This is a genomic window from Paraburkholderia panacisoli (genome assembly GCF_008369935.1).
GTDB lineage: Bacteria > Pseudomonadota > Gammaproteobacteria > Burkholderiales > Burkholderiaceae > Paraburkholderia > Paraburkholderia panacisoli.
Genome location: NZ_VTUZ01000066.1, coordinates 1 through 20,151 on the forward strand (window position 1 = coordinate 1; position 20,151 = coordinate 20,151).

Annotated in this window: 16 protein-coding genes; 12 read left to right on the plus strand and 4 right to left on the minus strand. The window is 60.4% G+C overall.

Features of this window, described 5'->3' with window-relative positions; genetic code table 11:
- Positions 1-526 precede the first annotated feature (526 nt).
- From FVF58_RS46255 to FVF58_RS46265, 3 genes are all read right to left on the minus strand, one after another.
- Positions 527-1,519: an asparaginase gene (locus FVF58_RS46255; protein WP_149676247.1), complete on the minus strand. Its 993-nt coding sequence runs from the start codon at positions 1,517-1,519 to the stop codon at positions 527-529.
- A 57-nt stretch (positions 1,520-1,576) separates the two neighbouring features.
- Positions 1,577-2,827, minus strand: a complete 1,251-nt coding sequence (locus tag FVF58_RS46260; RefSeq protein WP_149676248.1) for a D-amino acid dehydrogenase — start codon at positions 2,825-2,827, stop codon at positions 1,577-1,579.
- Positions 2,828-3,025: 198 nt separating this feature from the next.
- A complete protein-coding gene (locus FVF58_RS46265; protein WP_149676249.1) occupies positions 3,026-4,105 on the minus strand; it encodes a GlxA family transcriptional regulator in 1,080 nt (359 codons plus the stop codon).
- A 322-nt stretch (positions 4,106-4,427) separates the two neighbouring features.
- Between FVF58_RS46265 and FVF58_RS46270 the strand changes: the two genes are divergently transcribed.
- The 5 genes from FVF58_RS46270 (at position 4,428) to FVF58_RS46290 (ending at position 9,479) form a co-directional block, all read left to right on the plus strand.
- Positions 4,428-5,552: a branched-chain amino acid ABC transporter substrate-binding protein gene (locus tag FVF58_RS46270; protein WP_149676273.1), complete on the plus strand. Its 1,125-nt coding sequence runs from the start codon at positions 4,428-4,430 to the stop codon at positions 5,550-5,552.
- A 193-nt stretch (positions 5,553-5,745) separates the two neighbouring features.
- Positions 5,746-6,696, plus strand: a complete 951-nt coding sequence (locus FVF58_RS46275; RefSeq protein WP_149676250.1) for a branched-chain amino acid ABC transporter permease — start codon at positions 5,746-5,748, stop codon at positions 6,694-6,696.
- A gap of 18 nt (positions 6,697-6,714) precedes the next feature.
- A complete protein-coding gene (locus FVF58_RS46280; RefSeq protein ID WP_149675425.1) occupies positions 6,715-7,884 on the plus strand; it encodes an ABC transporter permease subunit in 1,170 nt (389 codons plus the stop codon).
- Between the two features lie 66 nt (positions 7,885-7,950).
- Positions 7,951-8,763, plus strand: coding sequence for an ABC transporter ATP-binding protein (locus FVF58_RS46285; RefSeq protein ID WP_149676251.1), 813 nt, complete (start codon positions 7,951-7,953; stop codon positions 8,761-8,763).
- Positions 8,763-9,479, plus strand: coding sequence for an ABC transporter ATP-binding protein (locus FVF58_RS46290; RefSeq protein ID WP_149675427.1), 717 nt, complete (start codon positions 8,763-8,765; stop codon positions 9,477-9,479). Before FVF58_RS46285 ends, FVF58_RS46290 begins: the two co-directional genes overlap by 1 nt.
- Before the next feature lie 689 nt (positions 9,480-10,168).
- Here the strand turns inward: FVF58_RS46290 and FVF58_RS46300 are convergent.
- Complete coding sequence (locus tag FVF58_RS46300) at positions 10,169-11,077, minus strand: LysR family transcriptional regulator (RefSeq protein WP_188131164.1); 909 nt, start codon at positions 11,075-11,077, stop codon at positions 10,169-10,171.
- 104 nt (positions 11,078-11,181) lie between these two features.
- On the opposite strand from FVF58_RS46300, the gene FVF58_RS46305 reads away from it, so the two are divergent.
- The 7 genes from FVF58_RS46305 to FVF58_RS46335 all read left to right on the plus strand — a co-directional run bounded on the left by FVF58_RS46305 (position 11,182) and on the right by FVF58_RS46335 (position 19,933).
- On the plus strand, positions 11,182-12,486 hold the full coding sequence (locus FVF58_RS46305) for an MFS transporter (RefSeq protein WP_149676274.1): 1,305 nt from the start codon (positions 11,182-11,184) through the stop codon (positions 12,484-12,486).
- A 28-nt stretch (positions 12,487-12,514) separates the two neighbouring features.
- Entirely contained in the window at positions 12,515-13,840 is a 1,326-nt protein-coding gene (locus FVF58_RS46310) for an arylsulfatase (RefSeq protein WP_149676253.1), read from the plus strand.
- A 556-nt stretch (positions 13,841-14,396) separates the two neighbouring features.
- Complete coding sequence (locus tag FVF58_RS46315) at positions 14,397-15,305, plus strand: LysR family transcriptional regulator (RefSeq protein WP_149676275.1); 909 nt, start codon at positions 14,397-14,399, stop codon at positions 15,303-15,305.
- Between the two features lie 105 nt (positions 15,306-15,410).
- Positions 15,411-16,490, plus strand: coding sequence for an isocitrate/isopropylmalate dehydrogenase family protein (locus FVF58_RS46320; protein ID WP_149676254.1), 1,080 nt, complete (start codon positions 15,411-15,413; stop codon positions 16,488-16,490).
- A 13-nt stretch (positions 16,491-16,503) separates the two neighbouring features.
- Positions 16,504-17,430, plus strand: coding sequence for a ketopantoate reductase family protein (locus tag FVF58_RS46325; protein ID WP_149676255.1), 927 nt, complete (start codon positions 16,504-16,506; stop codon positions 17,428-17,430).
- Between the two features lie 309 nt (positions 17,431-17,739).
- Entirely contained in the window at positions 17,740-19,056 is a 1,317-nt protein-coding gene (locus FVF58_RS46330) for an MFS transporter (protein WP_188131165.1), read from the plus strand.
- Position 19,057: 1 nt separating this feature from the next.
- A complete protein-coding gene (locus tag FVF58_RS46335; RefSeq protein ID WP_149676256.1) occupies positions 19,058-19,933 on the plus strand; it encodes a hypothetical protein in 876 nt (291 codons plus the stop codon).
- The last annotated feature ends 218 nt before the right edge of the window (positions 19,934-20,151 follow it).

The following is a 20,151-nucleotide window of genomic DNA, read 5'->3' on the forward strand; positions in this document are numbered from 1 at the left end:
TCGCGCCGGCCGTCGTGCAGCGCGACCTTCCACTTCTTGGCCGCGAGCTCGAGTGAGACAGCTAGCACGATTTCGTCAGTACCCGACTGATATCCCTGGTCGTTGCCCATGATCATCTCCCCCCACAGTAGCCTCGCGAGCTGATTGTAGGCATCAGTCTCTCGCCGGGCCTGGATGCTCATAGAATCTTACTAATTCGTTGAAGACTCCAACGTCAGCTCTGTGGAATGTCCACGGAACTGGTGCTCTCGGCCATCAGGCGACGCTCGTTCCGTCGCGTCGAATGACTCAAAGCAGCGGGATTACTGCCTTTCGCGCCGTCTTTGTTCTTTGCTGAGCATGATGTCGTCGCCCCTGGTTCTGACGCGCGGCTGAATCCGTGCCCGGCCCCTGCCATGTTCTTCCAGCGCGAGACGCAGTTCCTCAATCGCGTCGCGCATCGTGATGAGGCGGCGCACGTCGTCATCGGTTAATTTAGTGCATGATGTGTGCTTCTGGTGGGGGCGGTTGTGAAGGAGCGCGCCCTTCAGTAGCGCTCGAAGACAGCTTGCAACGCTTGCAAGTCGCGGGCTTGTGTCAGTGCCAGCATCAGAAGGATTCGGGCTTTTGAGGGAATCTGATCCTCGACGGTGAGCCAGCCGTAGGCGTCGTCGGGTTGCGCGCCGTTACGCAACACGATTCCGCTGCCAGTGCGCGATGCGCGCACAACATGAACGCCTCGCCGGACGGCATCGCGCAGCGGCTCGATGAGATGCGCTGCGACGTTGCCGTTGCCGGTGCCCGCATAGATCAAACCTTGCGCGCGGGCGGTGATCGCGCTCACTGCTTCCGGTTCAAGCGCGCCGTAGGCGTAGACGATGTCGACCTGGGGCAATGGCCCGAGCGTCTCGATCGACCACGGTGTCGCGAGCGTATGTGCACGCGATGGATGACGATAGTAGCGTGGCTGACCTTCGATCACGTAACCAAGCGGGCCGTACGGTGAGCGGAACGCCTCGATCTTGAAGCTGCTGCTCTTCGCAACGTCTCGTGCAGTATGGATTTCGTCGTTGGCGAACACGAGTGTGCCGAGGCCAACCGACGATGGGTGTGCAGCGACCGCGATCGCATCGTAAAGGTTCAGCGCCGCGTCGGAACTCATTGCCGACGGCGGGCGCATCGAGCCAACCACCACAACCGGTTTGGAGCTCTTGAGCGTGAGATGAAGGAAGTACGCGGTCTCCTCGATCGTGTCGGTTCCGTGCGCGATCACAGCGCCATCGACGTCGTGTTGCGCGAGCAGTGTGGACACGCGCTTTCCGATCGCGAGCAGATGCTCGTTACTGAAATTCTCGGAGCCGTTTTGCAGCAACTGCTCCGTGCGCAGATTCGCCAGCGCGCAGGCATGGGGAATCGTGCTGAGAATGTCACCGATGCCACGTACCGAACACTCGTATGCGGATGTGTTGTTGGCGGCTTTGCCCTGACCGGCAATCGTGCCGCCTGTGCCGATAACGATGATGTTGGCCTTTTCTGTCATGCGATGTCGATTATGTTGGGAGAGTGAGCGCGTCACGAAGCGCGTCGCCTCGCGGGTTCAATGCGAAAGAGCAAATGTGCTGCGCAGATCCTGGCCGTTGCTGCTTGCCAGCCACTGCGCCAGCAGTGCCGCCGAACCCGTCGCAAGGGTGAAGCCGAGTGCCCCATGGCCTACGTTGAGCCATAGATTGCGGTAGCGCGTCGGTCCGACGATCGGCGTGCCACGCGGCGTCGCGGGGCGCAACCCGGTCCATTCGTTATCCGGACAGGATCTGACGATGTCGGGATACATTGCAGCCGCCTCTGCTCGCAGCGTCACAAGGCGTGTGGGATCGGGCTCGAGCGAATAACCGTCGATATCGGCGATGCCCGCGACGCGCAGCCGCTTGCCAAGCCGCGCATACACTACTTTGCGGCTGAAGTCGGTGATGCTTACGTGGGGCGCAGCCGTCTGGGGTTGAAGGTCGAACGTCAGGCTGTAGCCTTTGAGCGGATAGACCGGCACACGGATGCAAACAGACTTCAGTAACCGGGCCGCAGCCGCGCCTGAGGCGACGACGACATGATCGGATAAGAGCGGCGCACCGCCGCTCCAGGCTTCGACACGGCCGCCCGATTCAGGCCTCAGACAATCGACCGATGTGTTCATCAGGAACTGCACGCCGCGAGCGCGCAGCAGCGCTTCGAGGCTCTTGCAGAAGCGTTGGCAATCGGCCGTGTCCTCGCTTGGCGTATGAATGCCGCCCGCGAGAGAAGGCCGCAGGTGCGCGAGCGTGGGTTCGAGTTCGACGCACGCGTTGGCGTTCAATGCCTGCTGTTCGCAGCCGAGCGTACGCTGGAATTCAAGCAGTTTGATCGCGCTCCGCATCGCACCCGCGTCACGATGCAGCACGAGCTTGCCGGAGCGGACGAAATCGAAGTCGAGTGAGGGTTCGGCGGCGATCAGTTCGTGAAGCAGCGTCCGACTCAGGAACGACAGTGACAGCAGCTTGCGTGTCGTGAGTTCGCTCTGTTCGCGCGTGCATGCTGACAGAAACTGAAAGCACCAGCGCCACTGTTCGGTGCTCAGTTTCGGGCGAAAGCGCACCGGCGAGTCGCCGCGCGTGAGCCAGCGCGGCAGCTTCGAGACCACACCAGGGCCGGCTAGCGGCGCAACATAGCTATACGATAACTGGCCGCCGTTGCCGGAGCTGGTCTCGCTCGCCACCTCCGGATGCCGGTCCGCGATCGTGACTTCGTGGCCGGCCCGGCTCAGGTAATACGCGCTGGACAGACCAATGACGCCTGCACCGAGGATCAATATCCGCATACTGCCGCACTCGCTTTTCTTCGTGTGTTTGCATGGAGGCCGTTTGCCACAGATGCGTCATCAGCCCGTCGACCGGACTGTACGGGGCCGTCGACGTGCCGGATTGCATCGATCTGCCCGAAAGTAGAAGAATCGCGACAGGCACGTGTGAAACATGACGGTCGGCGTTGAGGGTCGGCGTTGAGCCGACCCGATGAATCATGCGGCGGCGGTGCCCCGCGATGCGCGCAGCTTGCCGGGTGTCACGCCGTACGCCTCGCGAAACACGCGGATGAAATGCGCGGCGTCCGCGAATCCGCATTCGTAGGCGATGTCGGTGATCTTGCGGGTTGTATTGACGAGCATCCAGCGCGCGTAACGCAGGCGCGTGCGCCGGTAGAATTCGTTCGGTGAAGCGTTCATCTCGGCCATGAACGCGCGTTCGAGATTGCGCACGCTGGTGCCGATCATCTTTGCGATGACTGCGATATTGAGTGGCGCTTCGAGGTTTTCTTCCATCAGCAGCACCGCGTGGCGCACGGTTGCATCTTCGACCGACAGGTAACCGAGCGCCGCGCGCCGCTCGACGAACGACGAGCCGCCCTGGCGGCTTACCGTCATCTGATGAATCACTTTCGATGCACGGTCGGGCCCACAGTGCAGACTGATCAGGCGCGCGGCCATTTCCACCACGGAAATGCCGCCCGCGCAGGTGATGCGGGCGCCGTCCATGAGGTAATCAGCATGCGTCATTACGCGGAGCGCGGGAAACATACGCCGGTAATCGTCGAGGTGGAAGCTGTGCACGCAGGCAACGTGGTTTTCCATCAGACCCGCGCGCGCCAGCACAAAACTACCGGTGCACACGCCGACGAGCGGAATGCCCGCGTCGGCAGCCTGTTTCAGGTAGTCCCAGTAGCGCCGGTCGACCTGATCGAGATGTGGCAGCAGCCCGCCGATCACAACGAGATAGTCGAATTGCGCAACCTCTGGAAACGTGGACTGCGCCTTTACCACAATGCCGCAGCTCGCTTCGACCAATTCGCCCTGCGTGCCGACAATCGTCCAGAGACAGCGCAGCTGGCGGCTCTGATCGCCACGATCGGCTGCGTGACGCAGCGCATCACACAGGCCGCCCAGCGACAGCATCGGGAAGCGCGGCCACAGCAGGATGCCGACACTCAGTTCCGCGCCCGAACGGCTCGCCCGAGCCTCAAGGCTACGCGGCAATGCATCCAGTTGTTCGACCAGATCGTGAGCGGTATCGGTCACTCGGGTGGGATCGGCGGCAGTCGGCATGCGCAAACTCGTGGGCGGATAGCATGGATTATACGGTGACGCATTGCGAATCGCTGGCATGCGGCCTTGCCGCAATTCTTCTATTTTCCGGCAGATCGATGCAATCCCAACGTATTGTGGCTGCATAAATTCAACCCCGCTAACGACCGGCGCCGCATTGTGAGACACAAACGATCCGGCGATGGCAGGAACACTGCCGGCATTGCAGCGGCAGACGGCCGAGTGTTTCCGATCGGTGGACGGCCATGGCCGTCCACCCCGGGCCAACCACAACTCTTTTTTTGGGTGAAGCATGAGCAAAAGCACAACCTTGGGTCGCGGCATGGCGACCGTGGGCATTCTGGGGACATTGGCGGCCGCTGCAGTGGGCGTCGCCCGTGCCGACGAGATGGTGAAGATCGGCGAGGCCGCGCCCGTGACGGGGCCGGCCTCATATCTCGGCAAAGACACCGAGAACGGCGCCCGCCTTGCGATTGAGGAGATCAACCAGACGGGCCTCTTGATCGGCGGAAAGAAGGTGACTCTGGTCTTCGACGCGCAGGACGATGCGGGCGACCCGCGTCAGGCCACCCAGGTCGCGCAGAAGCTGGTGGATGACAAGGTCGTTGCGGTGGTCGGCCACATGCAGTCCGGCTCGACGATTCCGGCGTCGAAGATCTACAGCGATGCAGGCATCGCGCAAGTGTCACCGTCGGCGACGAATCCGGCTTATACGCAGCAGGGCTTCAAAACCACGTATCGCGTAGTTGCCACCGATGCACAGCAAGGGCCAACGCTCGCCGACTACGCAGCGAAAATGCTGAAAGTGAGGACGGTCGCCATCGTCGACGACTCGACCGCATACGGCCAGGGTCTTGCCGTCGAATTCGAAAAGCAGGCAAAAGCCAACGGCATTACGGTGCTGTCGCACGACGCGAGCACCGACAAGGCCGTCGATTTCCGCGCGATTCTCACGAAGATCAAGGGCGAAAAGCCGGACGTGATCATGTATGGGGGCCTCGATGGCACGGGTGGCCCGTTCGCGAAACAGGCGAAGCAGCTGGGCATCGCGGTGAAAGTGCTGGCCGGAGACGGCCTGTGCGCCGACGACCTCGCGAAACTCGCCGGCGATGCGGCCGACAACGTAATCTGCTCGATTGCTGGCGCGCCACTGCTGAAGATGGCGGAAGGCCCGGCGTTCGTCGAGCGCTACAAGAAACGCTTCGGTTACGCACCGGTTCTGAACTCACCGTTTGCATACGACGCGGTGGGTGTCATCGTCGACGCGATGAAGCGCGCGCAATCAACCGAGCCCGCCAAGATCCTCGCCGCGATGCCTGCCACCAATCATCAGGGGGTGCTCGGCGAAACGCAGTTCGATTCGAAGGGCGATCTGCGGCACGGCGTGATTTCGCTGTACAGGTACGTCGGCGGCAAGCAGGCGCTGCTCGACGTTGTGGAGAAATAGACCGGTCCTGGCGGTAGTTTTTGTTGTACCCGTATCAACCTGGTTCCAGTCTTGTCGTTGCTGAGCGGCACGGGAGCGTAATCCCTGTGCCGCTTTTTTATGACGTCGCGATTCCGAGGCGCACTTGGAACCCGTTCGCACCGCCGCGCAATAGCGGGAACGAAGGTTCACAGAGATATAAGGAGAAGGAGACATGGATACTTTCATCCAGCAGATCCTGAACGGACTGGTGCTTGGCAGCGTTTATGCCATCATCGCACTGGGCTATACGATGGTTTACGGCATCCTGGGCATCATCAACTTCGCTCACGGCGACGTGTTGATGGTCGGCGCGATGGTCGCGCTTTCCGCCATAGGCGTGTTGCAGAACCACTTCCCCGGCCTCGGCAACGTGCCGACGCTGATCATTGCGCTGATCATTGCGGCAGTGGTTTGTTCGCTGGTCGGCTACACGATCGAGCGCGTGGCCTACCGGCCGTTGCGTAAAGCGCCGCGTCTCGCCCCGCTGATCACCGCGATCGGGGTGTCGATTCTGCTGCAGACCCTCGCGATGATGATCTGGTCGCGCAACCCGCTGCCGTTCCCGCAGCTCTTGCCCACCGACCCGATCAACGTGATCAAGGCCACCGACACGACGCCGGGCGCCGTGATCTCGATGACCGAAATCGTGATCATCGTGGTGGCGTTCCTCGTGATGGGGGGGCTGCTGCTGCTCGTGCACAAGACCAGGCTCGGCCGCGCGATGCGGGCGATCGCCGAGAATCCGGGCGTCGCGAGCCTGATGGGCGTGAACCCGAACTTCGTGATTTCGGCGACCTTCATGATCGGCTCGGCGCTCGCCGCTCTCGCCGGCGTGATGATCGCGTCCGAATACGGTAACGCACACTTCTACATGGGTTTCATCCCCGGCCTGAAGGCCTTTACCGCGGCGGTGCTGGGCGGTATCGGCAATCTCGGCGGCGCGATGGTGGGCGGCGTGATCCTCGGCCTGATCGAACAGCTGGGCGCGGGCTACATCGGCAACCTCACGGGTGGGGTTTTCGGCAGTAACTACCAGGACGTGTTCGCCTTTATCGTGCTGATCGTCGTGCTGGTGTTCCGTCCGTCGGGCCTGCTCGGCGAACGCGTTGCGGATCGCGCCTGACCCCGGGAGAAAACAGACATGACCTCAATCCAACCGATCGAGCCGTCCACGACGCTCATCCCTGAAAAGAACCTGACGAAGACGCTGACCGTCGGCATCATCACGGCGATCTTCGTGATCGCCGCACCGATGATCATCGGCGCGGCCGGCGGCAACTACTGGGTCCGCGTGCTCGACTTCGCGATGCTGTACGTGATGCTCGCGCTGGGTCTCAATGTGGTGGTCGGCTTTGCCGGCCTGCTGGACCTGGGCTACATCGCGTTCTACGCGATCGGCGCCTACACGGCCGCGTTGCTGAGTTCGCCGCACCTCGCGTCGCAATTCGGGTGGATCGCGCATCTGGCTCCGAACGGGCTGCATGTGCCGATCTGGATCATCGTGCCGGTCGCGATGTCGTTCGCCGCGTTCTTCGGGATCGTGCTCGGTGCGCCGACCCTGCGTCTGCGTGGCGACTACCTCGCGATCGTGACCCTGGGCTTCGGGGAAATCGTGCGGATCTTCATGAACAACCTCGACCGTCCGGTGAACATCACCAACGGCCCGAAGGGGATCACGGGGATCGATCCGGTGCAGGCGGGCGGCTTCAGCCTCGCGCAGACGCACTCGCTGTTCGGCTTCCAGTTCCCGTCGGTGTACTCGTACTACTACCTGTTCGTGCTGTGCGCGCTGTTCGTGATCTGGACCTGTACGCGTCTGCAGCACTCGCGTATCGGCCGTGCATGGGCCGCCATCCGTGAAGACGAAATCGCCGCCAAGGCAATGGGCATCAACACCCGCAACGTGAAGCTGCTGGCGTTCGCGATGGGCGCGTCGTTCGGCGGCCTGTCGGGCGCGATGTTCGGCTCGTTCCAGGGCTTCGTGTCGCCGGAATCGTTCACGTTCTGGGAATCGGTGGTGGTGCTGGCGTGCGTGGTGCTCGGCGGCATGGGCCATATTCCTGGCGTGATTCTCGGCGCGGTGCTGCTCGCGGTGTTCCCGGAATTTCTGCGCTCGACGATGGGTCCGCTGCAGAACATGATCTTCGGCCACGAAATCGTCGATACCGAAGTGATCCGTCAGCTGCTCTACGGTCTCGCGATGGTCGTGATCATGCTGTATCGCTCGGAAGGCCTGTGGCCGTCGCCGAAGCATGAAGACAAGATTGCGAAACTGGCGAAGCGCAGCGGCAAGAAGCCGGTGCGCGCGTAACGAACCGACCGGGCATGGGACCCGAGTGAGCGCTAAAGCGCCAACTCCGGTCGACAGGAGAAACACATGAGCGATAACGTAAGCAACAACGTGGGCACCGGTTCGGGCAGCGATCAGATCCGCCTGTCAGTGAAGGGCGTCAACAAGCGCTTCGGCGGCTTGCAGGCGCTGTCCGAGGTCGGCCTGCAAATCAAGGCCGGCCAGATCTACGGTCTGATCGGCCCGAACGGCGCCGGCAAGACCACCTTCTTCAACGTGATCACGGGTCTGTACACGCCGGATTCGGGCGAATTCAAGCTCGACGGCGAGAACTACACGCCGACCGCGGTATATCAGGTGGCGAAGGCCGGCATTGCGCGCACGTTCCAGAACATTCGTCTGTTCGGCGGCATGACCGCGCTGGAGAACGTGATGGTCGGGCGCCACGTGCGCACCAGGCACGGTCTGATCGGCGCAGTGTTCCAGACGCCGGCCGAACGCAAGGAAGAACGCGAGATCAAGGAACGCGCGATCGAACTGCTGGAGTACGTCGGCATCGCGCAGTACGCGGACTACACGTCGCGCAATCTGTCGTATGGCCACCAGCGCCGTCTGGAAATCGCCCGTGCGTTGGCGACCGACCCGAAGCTGCTCGCGCTCGACGAACCGGCGGCCGGCATGAACGCGACGGAAAAGGTCGAGCTGACCAAGCTGCTCGACAAGATCCGCGCGGACGGCAGGACGATCCTGCTGATCGAACACGACGTGAAACTGGTGATGGGTCTGTGTAACCAGATGACGGTGCTCGACTACGGCAAGGTGATTGCGCAAGGTCTGCCTTCAGACGTGCAGAAGGATCCGAAGGTGATCGAAGCTTATCTGGGTGCGGGGGTCCACTAATGGCAACGGCAATGTTGAAAATCAAGGGCCTGCAGGTCAATTACGGCGGCATCCAGGCAGTCAAGGGCATCGATCTCGAAGTCGCGCAGGGCGAGCTGGTCACGCTGATCGGCGCGAACGGCGCGGGCAAGACCACGACGATGAAGGCGATCACGGGCCTGAAGCCGTACTCGGCGGGTGACATCGAGTACATGGGCCAGTCGATCAAGGGCATCCCGGCGCACGAACTGCTCAAGCGCGGTCTGGCGATGGTGCCGGAAGGGCGCGGCATCTTCGCGCGCATGTCGATCGTCGAGAACATGCAGATGGGCGCGTATCTGCGCACCGACACGGACGCCATCAAGGCGGACGTCGATCGCATGTTCGGCTTCTTCCCGCGTCTGAAGGAACGCGCGTCGCAATACGCGGGCACGCTCTCGGGCGGCGAACAGCAGATGCTGGCAATGGCGCGCGCGATCATCTCGCGCCCCAAATTGCTGCTGCTGGACGAACCGTCGATGGGCCTGTCGCCGATCATGGTCGAGAAGATCTTCGAAGTGGTGCGGGCGATCTCGGGCGAAGGCATGACCGTGCTGCTGGTCGAGCAGAACGCGCGTCTCGCGTTGCAGGCGGCGAACCGCGGCTACGTGATGGACTCGGGTCTGGTCACGATGTCCGGCGACGCGAAGCAGATGCTGGATGATCCGAAGGTACGGGCGGCGTATTTGGGTGAATAGCATGTGCGCGCGTCCTGCGGGACGCTATCTCGGCAAACTTGAAGAGGTAGGTGATTCATTGTCGAGTGTTGTACGAGCGACACGCCGGTAGGAACTACAAATCGGACATCCACCTCCTTAATCTGAGGGGCCGTGAAGGGTCGGGAGTGTGAGTTCGCGAATGCGGAAAGCGGCCGTTCGGCTGTCCGACAGCACCGTGGTCAGCAGTGCGCCGCATTGCTGACGTAGACCACAGATCCCCCGAACGTCGGAAATGGCCGACGAACGGGCGCAGGCAGTTGCGTCGGCAACGACTCAAGTTCGGCCTGAGCCGTCGTTCGCCCGTCGGCACAGATATGCCCGCTCGACGCTCAAGACCGGCCATTCGTCGACGGCACCGGCGAACGGTCGCTATCGACTTTGACGAATGCGTACTCTCGACCCGAGGGAGACGTTCGGAAATGAGCGGCCGAACGTCCGCAATTGAAGCTGTTACCGACAGATAAATACCGGTGCCGACTAGTCCTGTCGAAACGAACGGACGTGTATCTGGTCGGTCTCTATCAACGCGTATCCGGGACGGACTCGACGGGGGAAGCGGCACGCACCACCCTCAATGTACTGACGCTTTCGTCCACGTCGAAGTCACTGGCAACGATCGCAGAAATTCGTCTTAGGCTGTAGGGCCTGTCTTGCCAACAGCGGAGCGATCAAGACTTTCCTGGCCGCGCCGCTTCTTCTACCAGTTGGTCCACGAACGTGGCCGTCAGAGGAGACGGCGTCCCGTTTCGCCTCACCAGGCACGCAATCTCACGCGGCCAGTTTGCACGGCTGGCCGATAGCACCTGAAGCCCTAGTTGCTCCGCAATCGGCCAATGCTGCGTGCTGCAAATACCTAGCATGTCGGTGTTCGCGATCAGGTAGAACACCCCCATTGGCGAACTGTAGTTGCTTTGAACCTGCACGAGTGGGCCGTCGAGGCGGTGTTTCAGGAAATACGCGTCAATCTGTTGCCGGACCGAGACGCTCGGGCTCGGCAAAATCCACGGGTAGCGGCCCAGGTCCTGCGGCGTCACGGCTGTTTCCGATGCGTTCAACGGGTGCTGTTTCCTGCATACGACCGAGGTGGTTTCGTTCAGAAGGCGGACAGCGCGCAACTCTTCCGGCATATCGACAGGCATCGGCGACACCGCCACGTCGATATCGCCTTCCAGCAGCGCTCGAATCAACGTGTCGGATAACTGCACAGTCAGGTCCAGACGCAGCGCTGGACGCTTCTTCAGCAAAGACAGAAACGCCCGGCCTACCAGCGGCTCAGTGGCCGGGGTTGCGCCGATTCTGACTTTTGCCAGTTCGCCCGCGTAGAGCTCCGCGATCTGGCCCAACGTATCTTCGTACGCGGCACGCAGGGTCACGGCGTGTCGCTGAAACTCGATGCCGTATCGCGTGAGCTGCATGCCTTTGGGTGAACGCTCGAATAGAGACACGCCGAGCTGCGACTCCAGCCGGCGCACAGCCTTCGTCAGCGCGGGCTGGCTGATGCCCACCTCGGCTGCGGCGCGATGCAGCAGCCCAGTCTCCGCCACTGCCAGAAAGTACGTCAGATCGTTCAGGTTCACGATAACCAATGGTTATTGAATACGAAGCAAGTATGCTTGCTCTGCTATTTTTCGCTGTCAATACTTCTTTCACTTTGCACTCGCAAGCGGGAAGGGATATGGAGATGTCGAACGCAGCAAATCGGGCTGTCGTCGCCGCGCCTGACCAACGGCGGCGCCTGCGCCGAGTCGTCACGGCAGCTACGATCGGCACCGCCCTCGAGTGGTTCGACCTGGTGGTTTACGGATTCTTTGCGGTTGTTATAGCGAAACTGTTTTTTCCCACTGAAAGCGAGCTCACGTCACTGCTTCTGGCGCTGAGCACATTCGGCGGTTCCTACCTGATGCGACCGCTCGGTGCGCTCCTGCTCGGTTCGTACTCTGACCGCGTCGGCCGAAAAAGAGGCCTCACGCTCAGCATCGCGCTGATGGCTATCGGTACGCTGATGATTGCCGCCACGCCGTCCTATGCCTCCATCGGCCTGGCCGCGCCGGTCATTGTTGTGGCAGGGCGGCTCATCCAGGGCATTTCCGCCGGTGGCGAGTTCGGTGCGTCGACCAGTTTCCTGGTTGAACACTCGCCGCGCAGCCAGCGCGGCTTTTACGCAAGTTTCCAGATGGCCGCACAAGGCGGCACCGCTGTCATCGCTTCGCTCTTCGGTACGCTGCTGACTCGCTACCTCACGCCCGAACAACTCCTGGGTTGGGGTTGGCGAGTTCCCTTCATCTTTGGCCTGTTGATTATTCCGGTCGCCTATTTCATTCGTCGACATGTCGACGAGACACCGGTTTTCATCAAGGACGCCCACGCAGGCAGCCCGATACGCGAAACGTTCACCGACAACAAAATGCGGCTCGTACTCGCCATCGGCATCTACGTACTCGTCACGGCCTCGTCGTACGTGATCATCCTGTACATGCCGACATTCGCGATCAAGCAACTCCGGCTCGATCCGTCGCTGGCATTCGCGGGGACGCTCCTGATGGGCGGGGTCCAAATGATTGCCTGCCCAATTGCCGGCGCGATTGCCGACCGGGGCGGCCGCAAGCGTGTCCTGCTGTTTGCGGCGGTCACGCTGGGCCTCGTCGTCTTGCCGCTATTCGCATGGCTGATCGCGAGCCCATCCCCTGCCGTGTTCATCGCGATCTGCGCGATCCTCGGTGTGATTGTCAGCGGGTATCAAGGACCGATGCCCGCCGTTCTCAGCGAACTCTTTCCAAGCCGTGTGCGTACTACCGGCCTCGCGCTCACCCATAACCTCGCGGTCGCGATCTTTGGAGGCTTCGCGCCGCTCGTGCTGACTTGGGGTATGAGCGTGACCCAAAGCAAATTCGTGCCGGCGGCATACGTGACGGCAGCGGCAATCATCAGCGTCATCGGTCTACTGATTTGCATTTGCAAATTTGGCGATGACAAGCCCACTGAATAACCTTGATATCCCTCCTGTAGATAGAGTCATGAACACCAAACCGAACATTGTTCTCATCGTTGCAGACAACTTGGGGTGGGGCGAACTGGGGTGCTATGGCGGCGGTAAACTCATCCGCGGTGCAGCAACGCCACGCATCGACGCGTTGGCGCAAATCGGTATGCGCCTTCTCAACTACAACGTTGAAAGTGACTGTGTTCCAACGCGTAGTGCGCTGATGACGGGACGGCATCCGATTCGCACCGGCGCCTTTCAATCGGTTCCGCCGGGCCTGCCACAAGGTCTGAAACGCACCGAGTGGACGCTCGCCGAAATGGCGTCTCAAGCCGGCTACGCCACTGCGCATTTTGGAAAGTGGCACCTCGGCGACGTGCAAGGCCGCTTCCCTTCCGACCGCGGTTTCGACGAGTGGTACGGGATTCCGCGCACCACCGACGAGACCCAGTTCACCACCTCAATCGGCTTCGACCCGAGCGTCGCAGACATCCCTTACATCATGGCGGGCAAGAAAGGCGAGCCGTCGATGAACGTGAAGGTGTACGACCTCGACACCCGGCGAACGATGGACGAGGAACTGGTCGAGAAATCGAAAGAATTCATTCAGCGAAACGCGCGGACTTCAAAGCCCTTCTTCCTTTATCTGCCGCTGGTCCATCTTCATTTTCCAACGCTGCCGCACAAGGATTTCGATGGCGTAACAGGCATGGGTGAATTCGCCGATTCGCTTGCCGAGATGGACTTCCGGGTTGGTCAGATCATTGATCAGATCGATGTGCTTGGGCTTGCCGACGACACCTTGTTCATCTTCTGCAGCGACAATGGTCCAGAATTTCGCGCGCCTTATCGTGGCACGGCCGGGCCGTGGACGGGTACGTATCACACCGCGATGGAAGGCAGCCTGCGCGTGCCGTTCATCGCACGTTGGCCCGGCAAAATTCCGTCCGATGTCAACAATCAGATCGTGCACGTAGTCGACCTGCTGCCGACCCTCGCAGAGGTGATTGGTGGCACGCTACCGGAAGACCGGCCGATCGACGGCGTGAGCCAGCTCGATTTTTTCACGGGAAAGAAGCCTGTATCGAACCGCGAAGGTTTCGTCTTCTACATCAAGGATGAATTACGCGCAGTAAAGTGGCGCGACTGGAAGCTCCATTTTGTCTGGGAGCCTTATGTCAATGCCGGCGCGAACAAGCTGGAATCGCCTTACCTCTTTCACCTGATTCAGGACCCGAAAGAAGAGACCGACATTCTGGTGCGCAACACCTGGGTGCTTGGACCCATGCTGAAAATGGTCAAACAATTCAAGGAAAGCGTCAAGGCGCATCCCAATACTCCTCCCGGCGAACCCGACTGACATTATCAGTCGGGTTCGGTGCGGTCCGGCAACCGACGGGCGCGTCAATTTCCGTCCACATCAGCGTTTCCGTCGGTAACGACGCGCAGTATGAAATGACTTGAGTAATCCGAGCCGCAGCAGGACGCCGGACCCTATCGACAGCCATCTTCCAGTGAGTGGGCGGAAGAGGTTTGCGAATTGGTGAGCGGGTGGTTGGGCGAAGCGACGACCCCGTGAATGTCGCTTACGGCGCAAAGAGCCGCCATTCAAGCTGCGACAGCGAGCGTCTCAAACTGGCCGGTAGTACGCGTTCGCTGAAACCGCAGGTAAGCGGCCGCTGAGGCTTCCAAATGCCCAGTCCCGGGACGGTCGTCGAACTGGTGCTATCGGCCAATTCCGGCTGTTCGGCAGCGTTCTCAGGCGGACACTAAAATGTCCGCTGTGCCTTGGGCAACGGACGTCCTGCGGACGCGCATTATTGTTTTCCATTACATGGATGTTCGCGCAAACGGCCCTTTGTCTGCTGCAGATTCGATGCTTTACCATGCTGCATTTCCCCGGTGCAATCGCGAATATGAAACTTGACCCCGTCTCGCTGAACCTTTTCATCGCGGTTGTTGAGGAAGGAAGCATTGCGGCGGCCGCTGAGCGCGAGCACATTGCTGCTCCCGCCGTAAGCAAACGGATCAGCGCGCTTGAGGAGACACTCCGCACGACTCTGCTGACGCGCCATCACAAAGGGACTGAGCCGACTGCAGCGGGGTATGCCTTGCTGAATCTGTCGCGGCGGGCGGTGAACTATCTTGATGACATTCACAAGGAGATGCTCGACTACGCTTCGGGCACGCGCGGGCAGGTGCGCGTCTTTTCCAACATTTCCGCAATAACGCAATTTCTCCCGGATGATCTTGCGACGTTTCTCGTTGATCATCCTGCCGTGGAAATCCGGCTTGAGGAGCGAAACAGCCTCGTCACGCTTCGATCGGTGGCCGAGAACGCGGCTGACGTTGGCATCTTCACCGTCGAGCCACACGCGGAAGCGGTCGAGACGTTCCCGTATGAGGAGGATGAGCTGAGCGTGGTGGTTCGCAGCGACCACACTTTGGCAGGCCGCAAGAGCGTCCGGTTCGAGGAAACGCTGGAGTGGGACTTCGTAGGCTTGCGTACAGGGAGCGCGATCAACACGCAATTGACCCAAGTCGCAAACCGTCTTCAGAAGGACTTCCGGCTTCGGATTCAGGTCACCGGGTATGACGCGTTGTGCCTGATGGTCTCGGCAGGACTAGGCATCGCCATCGCACCGCGTAACCTGACGAAGCTGTTTGTCAAACGCCTCGGCGTCACCGAGGTGCCTTTGGCGGAATCCTGGGCACATCGCCACCTCGGGATCGCCATCAGAAACCGCGAAAGCCTTTCCCCAGCAGCCGAAGCCCTCGTCACGCACCTGCAGGCCCGAGCGGTCTCCAGACGGACCAAAAAATAATTAGAGCCATAACGGTTCGTTACGGCTGGCTCGCCAAAGAGTAATTCACGGGCCGAGGCTATTTCGCCATCATTTGATCCACACCAAACCTTGTGGAGACAAATGATGAGCAAAGCCCTCTATGAAATCGCGTTGCTGCCCGGTGATGGTATCGGCCCTGAAGTTGTTGACGCTGCTGTCCGCGTTCTGAACGCTGCTGCGAAGAACGAAGATCTCAAGCTGTCGTACACGACTTACGAAGCTGGCGCAAACCTCTTTCAGCGCACCGGCGAATCGATGGCCGAAGCAGACGCAGTGGCCGTGGGTCAGGCGGACGCGGTTCTGCTGGGCGCGATGGGCCTGCCCACCGTGCGCAAGGCGGACGGCACGGAAATCGCCCCGCAGATCGATCTTCGCGAGCGCTACGGCCTTTTCGCAAGCCTGCGCCCCTGCGAACTGTTCCCGGGCGTCCCGACACGCGTGAAGGCAGAGAAGGTCAACATGCTCGTCATCCGTGAAACGACCGAGGGTCTGTTCGCGGGCCGTCACGACAAGCAGGAGCCGAGCGACGAGGCGGTCAGTGATCGCCTCACGATCACTCGCGCCACCAGCGAAAAGCTCTTCGAAGTCGCTTTTGAACAGGCCAAGCAGCGCCGTGCTTCGTACGGCACGCCCGGTCATGTCACTCTGCTCGATAAATCGAACGTGCTGCGCAGCAATGCGTTCCTCCGCAAGGTGTTTGACGAAGTCGCTGAGCGCCACCCCGACATCGGCACCGCCCGTCTGTACATCGACGCGGGTTCGATGATGTTCGTGACCAACCCGGAGCGTTACGACGTCGTGGTCACCGAGAACGTCTTCGGTGACATCACTTCGGAAATCGCGGCAGGCGTGGTCGGCGGTCTCGGCGTGGCACCCTCGGGCGACGTCAGCCTGAAGCACGGTATTTTCCAGCCGAGCCACGGCAGCGCACCGGACATCGCTGGAAAGGGTGTCGCCAATCCCGTCGCGACGATCCTGTCCACTGCGATGATGCTTGAGTGGATCGCGCAACAGCAAGACGACCCCCGTTGCGAAAAGGTCGCTGCTGCAATTCGTCAGGCAACGGCAAAAGTTCTTCACTCCGGCCCGCGCACTCCCGACATCGGTGGCAACGGCAACACCGAAAGCGTCACGCAGTCGATCGTCGACGCGTTGAACAGCTAAGGAGCGCACGATCATGGCAAAGGTAGCAATTGTTGGATGCGGAGCGATGGGCTCCGTCTACGCTGGATTGATGGTCAGCGCCGGTCACGAAGTGCATGCCGTGTGTCTGTGGCCTGATCACGTCGCTGCGATGCAGGAAAAGGGGCTGCGGGTTGAAGGCGCCAGCGGCGATCGCACGGTTCCGATCCACGCCAGCACCACCACGGACGGCATCGGCGTCTGCGATCTCGTGATCATCGCCACAAAGGCATTCGACATCGAAGCAGCGTCGCGTGCGTCGGAGCAGCTAGTTGGGCCGAAGACGGTCGTGCAGACGATCCAGAACGGTCTGGGCTCTGCGGAAAAGGCTGCAGCGATCCTCGGCGAGAACCGGGTTGCCGTGGGCGTTGTCGGTGGATTCGGCGCTTCAATCCGTGCTCCGGGCCACGCGCATCACAACGGCATGGAAATGATCCGCTTCGGCGCGTACCAGGGACTGCCGCGCGAGGAACTCGAAGCATCCGCTGAAATCTGGCGCTCCTCCGGCTTCAAGGTTGCAATCTTCGACGACCTCGATCAGATGGTGTGGGAGAAGCTGATCATGAACGTCGCCTTCTCCGGGACAACCTGCGCAACGGGCATGACCATCGGTGAAGTGATGGCAAATCCCAGCGCGTGGAGCGTCGCGAAGGGAGCCGCTGAAGAAGCAATCGCTGTGGCAAAGGCTGCAGGCATCCGTCTGGATGTGGGTGATCCCATCGAGCATATCCGCAAGCTCGGCAGCAAGATCCCGAACGCGCGTCCCTCCATGCTGCTCGACTACAACCTCCGTCGCCGTGGTGAAGTCGAAGCCATCAACGGTTCGATCTCACGCGAAGGGCGCAAATACGGCGTGTCCACGCCTGTGAACGATACCGTGGTGGCCATCATCAAGGCGCGGGAAGCGGGCTTCACTGAATGATGAAGTCCGGCCCGGCCCCAAGACGGGCGGATAACGGCCAAGTGCAACTGAACTGAGAGACGTGGGCATGTGACTCTGTCGCATGCCCATAGCCGTACACCCGAAAACCGACAATAAGAGATCAATGGAGACAATCATGAGCCGCAAATCGCCCTAGCAAATCCGCGTCATGTCCTGAAGGGACGCCCGCTGGCGTCGCCGACTGACGTCAACCAATACTTACCGGGATCACCCGGACCAATCGTCACGGACGCCGCGCGCAATAGCGCGTGCGGTATCTACCCTTTACTGAGACATAAGGGGAAGCACATGCTTATCAATAAGGCATTGGAAGGAGGCGCAAATTTGCGCGATGCCGAGTCGGCGCTCATGCTGAAGGTCAAGCTTCGCGTGATCCCGCTGATCATCGTCTGCTATCTATTCGCGTGGTTCGACCGGATTAATATCAGCTTCGCAAAGTTTCATCTGCAAAAAGAGCTTGCGCTGAGCGATACCGCATATGGTATCGGTGCAGCGCTTTTCGTCGTTGGTTATGTCGCCTGCGAAGTTCCGAGCAATCTGTTTCTCTATAAAGTCGGGCCGAGAAAGTGGATTGCACGGATCATGGTCTCATGGGGCCTCGCCACGGCGTGCATGGTGTTCGTCCGTTCAGAGACGACGTTCTACATTGCGCGTTTCATCACCGGTGCGATGGAAGCGGGTTTCGCCCCGGGCGTGTTGTACTACCTGTCGACGTGGTTTCCTGCGAAACACCGGGGGCGTGTGACTGGGCTTCTCTTTCTCGCACTCGCGGCGTCAGGCGTTCTCGGTGCACCACTGTCGGGATTTATCCTCGGCCATTTTGACGGTGTTGCAGGAATACCCGCATGGCATTGGATTTTCCTGATTGGCGGGTTGCCTTGCGTTCTGCTTGGCATCGTTGTGCTGTTCCGCTTCGATGACCACGTCGAAGACGCGACCTGGCTGACCGCTGAAGAGAAGACTCTCTTGCGCTCGAAGCTGGATGCCGATGCGAAAAAGGTCGTGAGCCATTCATTTCTCGGAGCCTTGAAGTCGCCGGCGTTCCTGATACTGGCGCTCGCGTACTTCCTCGTGCAGATTGCCTCGTATGGGATGAACTTCTGGATGCCGCAACTTTTGCGCACTTCCGGTGTGCATGACGCGACCACAATCGGCATGCTGACGGCGCTTCCGTATCTGTTCGGTGGCATCGCCATGCTGGTCATGGGCAGGCTGGGAGATCGTACCGGCAACCGCCGCATGACGTTTGCGGGCTGCATGCTGCTGACCGCGATCGGATTCCTCGGAGCAGGCATCTTCGATCACAACACTGTGGCGCTGACAATCGCCTTGATTGTTCTCGGTGTGGGGATGCTGACCACGATCCCCGCATTCTGGACGCTGCCGCCCAAGGTCGTCACCGGCGTGGGCGCGGCAGGTGGTATCGCGCTTATTAACTCGATCGGTCAGTTGGGCGGCATTGTCAGTCCGGTCATGGTTGGACGAATCAGCGATCTGACCGGCAGCACCACCCCCGCTCTTTATGCGATCGTCGGACTGAGCTTGGTTTGCGTAGCAATTGCTGTCTGGGCGTTTCCTGCAGAGCTTCGTTCAAAGGACGTTTAAAGTGAAATCCATGTCATATGACCCGACCGCGGCGGCAACACATCTGGAGTGGGCGTCGCGTACGGGGCTGAGGATCGGTGATCTACCACCGGGCGCGCGTCCGGGTTCGCTCGAAGAAGGCTACGCGGCACAAGCGATCTTCGTCAAGCAAATGAACGAACCGGTCGTCGGATGGAAGATAGCTGGAGCATCTCCACGGGGCTTGCGCGGCGACCTGCCTACGGCGCCTGCGCACGGTTGCTTGACCCCGTCACGAGTTATAGCGTCTGGGGGCTTGCTGAAGTTTCCGTCGAACGCCAAAGCGACATTGGAGACCGAAGTTGCATTTCGCTTCAGTCGCTCAGTTTCGCCGGCAGAGGAAGCGTTCGAAGTATCTTCAATGATCGATCACGCGTTTATAGCCATCGAAGTCGTATGCTCTCGATTTATCGACAGGAAAGCTGTCGGTCAGCCTAGCTTTATTGCAGACAACCTAGGGTTTCATGCGCTGATTTGTGGTGAGCGCGTCGACCCCTTTGACCCGCGCAAGTTTGAGGGGGACGCCGGTGTCTGGCAAAACGGCGAGCGGATCGCGATTTCACTCTCAGGCGATGACAGGACTCGTCCGTTTGATTCGCTCAAGTTCCTCTGGGGGGAGCTAGCGCGGCAACGGAAGACGATTCTTGAAGGGGCTATCGTTACCACCGGCACTTTGTCTGCCCCCGTTGATGTCGAGACCAATGGAAGCTTTCGCGCACAAATCTCAGGCGCGAAGGTAGACGTCACTTTTCTGCGTTCGGATGAAGGCGAGGTGCACTCGGAAACTGTTCAATCTACGTGTGCGTCCACATCTGACTGGATGGATACGGGCACGCCATTCAAGCAAGCGGAATATTAGTGCGCATTTGTATTCGTCCGAGGCACACACCTTATATGGACCAAATATAACTCGACGCCGCGCCTGGGTCTCATCTACGTCCAGAAGCGGTCATAGCCGACCCGCTCGTGCGAGTGTCCGCAATGGGTCGAAAGTACGCATTCGTCAAAAGTCGATAACAACCGTTCGCCGTGGTCGTTGACGAATGGCCGGTCTCGAGCATCTTGCGGGCATATCTG

Coding starts and splice junctions, on each gene's coding strand:
- FVF58_RS46255 (WP_149676247.1), bottom strand. CDS start 1,519: ATGACAGAAAAGGCCAACATCATCGTTATCGGCACAGGCGGCACGATT.
- FVF58_RS46260 (WP_149676248.1), bottom strand. CDS start 2,827: ATGCGGATATTGATCCTCGGTGCAGGCGTCATTGGTCTGTCCAGCGCG.
- FVF58_RS46265 (WP_149676249.1), bottom strand. CDS start 4,105: ATGCCGACTGCCGCCGATCCCACCCGAGTGACCGATACCGCTCACGAT.
- FVF58_RS46270 (WP_149676273.1), top strand. CDS start 4,428: ATGGCGACCGTGGGCATTCTGGGGACATTGGCGGCCGCTGCAGTGGGC.
- FVF58_RS46275 (WP_149676250.1), top strand. CDS start 5,746: ATGGATACTTTCATCCAGCAGATCCTGAACGGACTGGTGCTTGGCAGC.
- FVF58_RS46280 (WP_149675425.1), top strand. CDS start 6,715: ATGACCTCAATCCAACCGATCGAGCCGTCCACGACGCTCATCCCTGAA.
- FVF58_RS46285 (WP_149676251.1), top strand. CDS start 7,951: ATGAGCGATAACGTAAGCAACAACGTGGGCACCGGTTCGGGCAGCGAT.
- FVF58_RS46290 (WP_149675427.1), top strand. CDS start 8,763: ATGGCAACGGCAATGTTGAAAATCAAGGGCCTGCAGGTCAATTACGGC.
- FVF58_RS46305 (WP_149676274.1), top strand. CDS start 11,182: ATGTCGAACGCAGCAAATCGGGCTGTCGTCGCCGCGCCTGACCAACGG.
- FVF58_RS46310 (WP_149676253.1), top strand. CDS start 12,515: ATGAACACCAAACCGAACATTGTTCTCATCGTTGCAGACAACTTGGGG.
- FVF58_RS46315 (WP_149676275.1), top strand. CDS start 14,397: ATGAAACTTGACCCCGTCTCGCTGAACCTTTTCATCGCGGTTGTTGAG.
- FVF58_RS46320 (WP_149676254.1), top strand. CDS start 15,411: ATGAGCAAAGCCCTCTATGAAATCGCGTTGCTGCCCGGTGATGGTATC.
- FVF58_RS46325 (WP_149676255.1), top strand. CDS start 16,504: ATGGCAAAGGTAGCAATTGTTGGATGCGGAGCGATGGGCTCCGTCTAC.
- FVF58_RS46330 (WP_188131165.1), top strand. CDS start 17,740: ATGCTTATCAATAAGGCATTGGAAGGAGGCGCAAATTTGCGCGATGCC.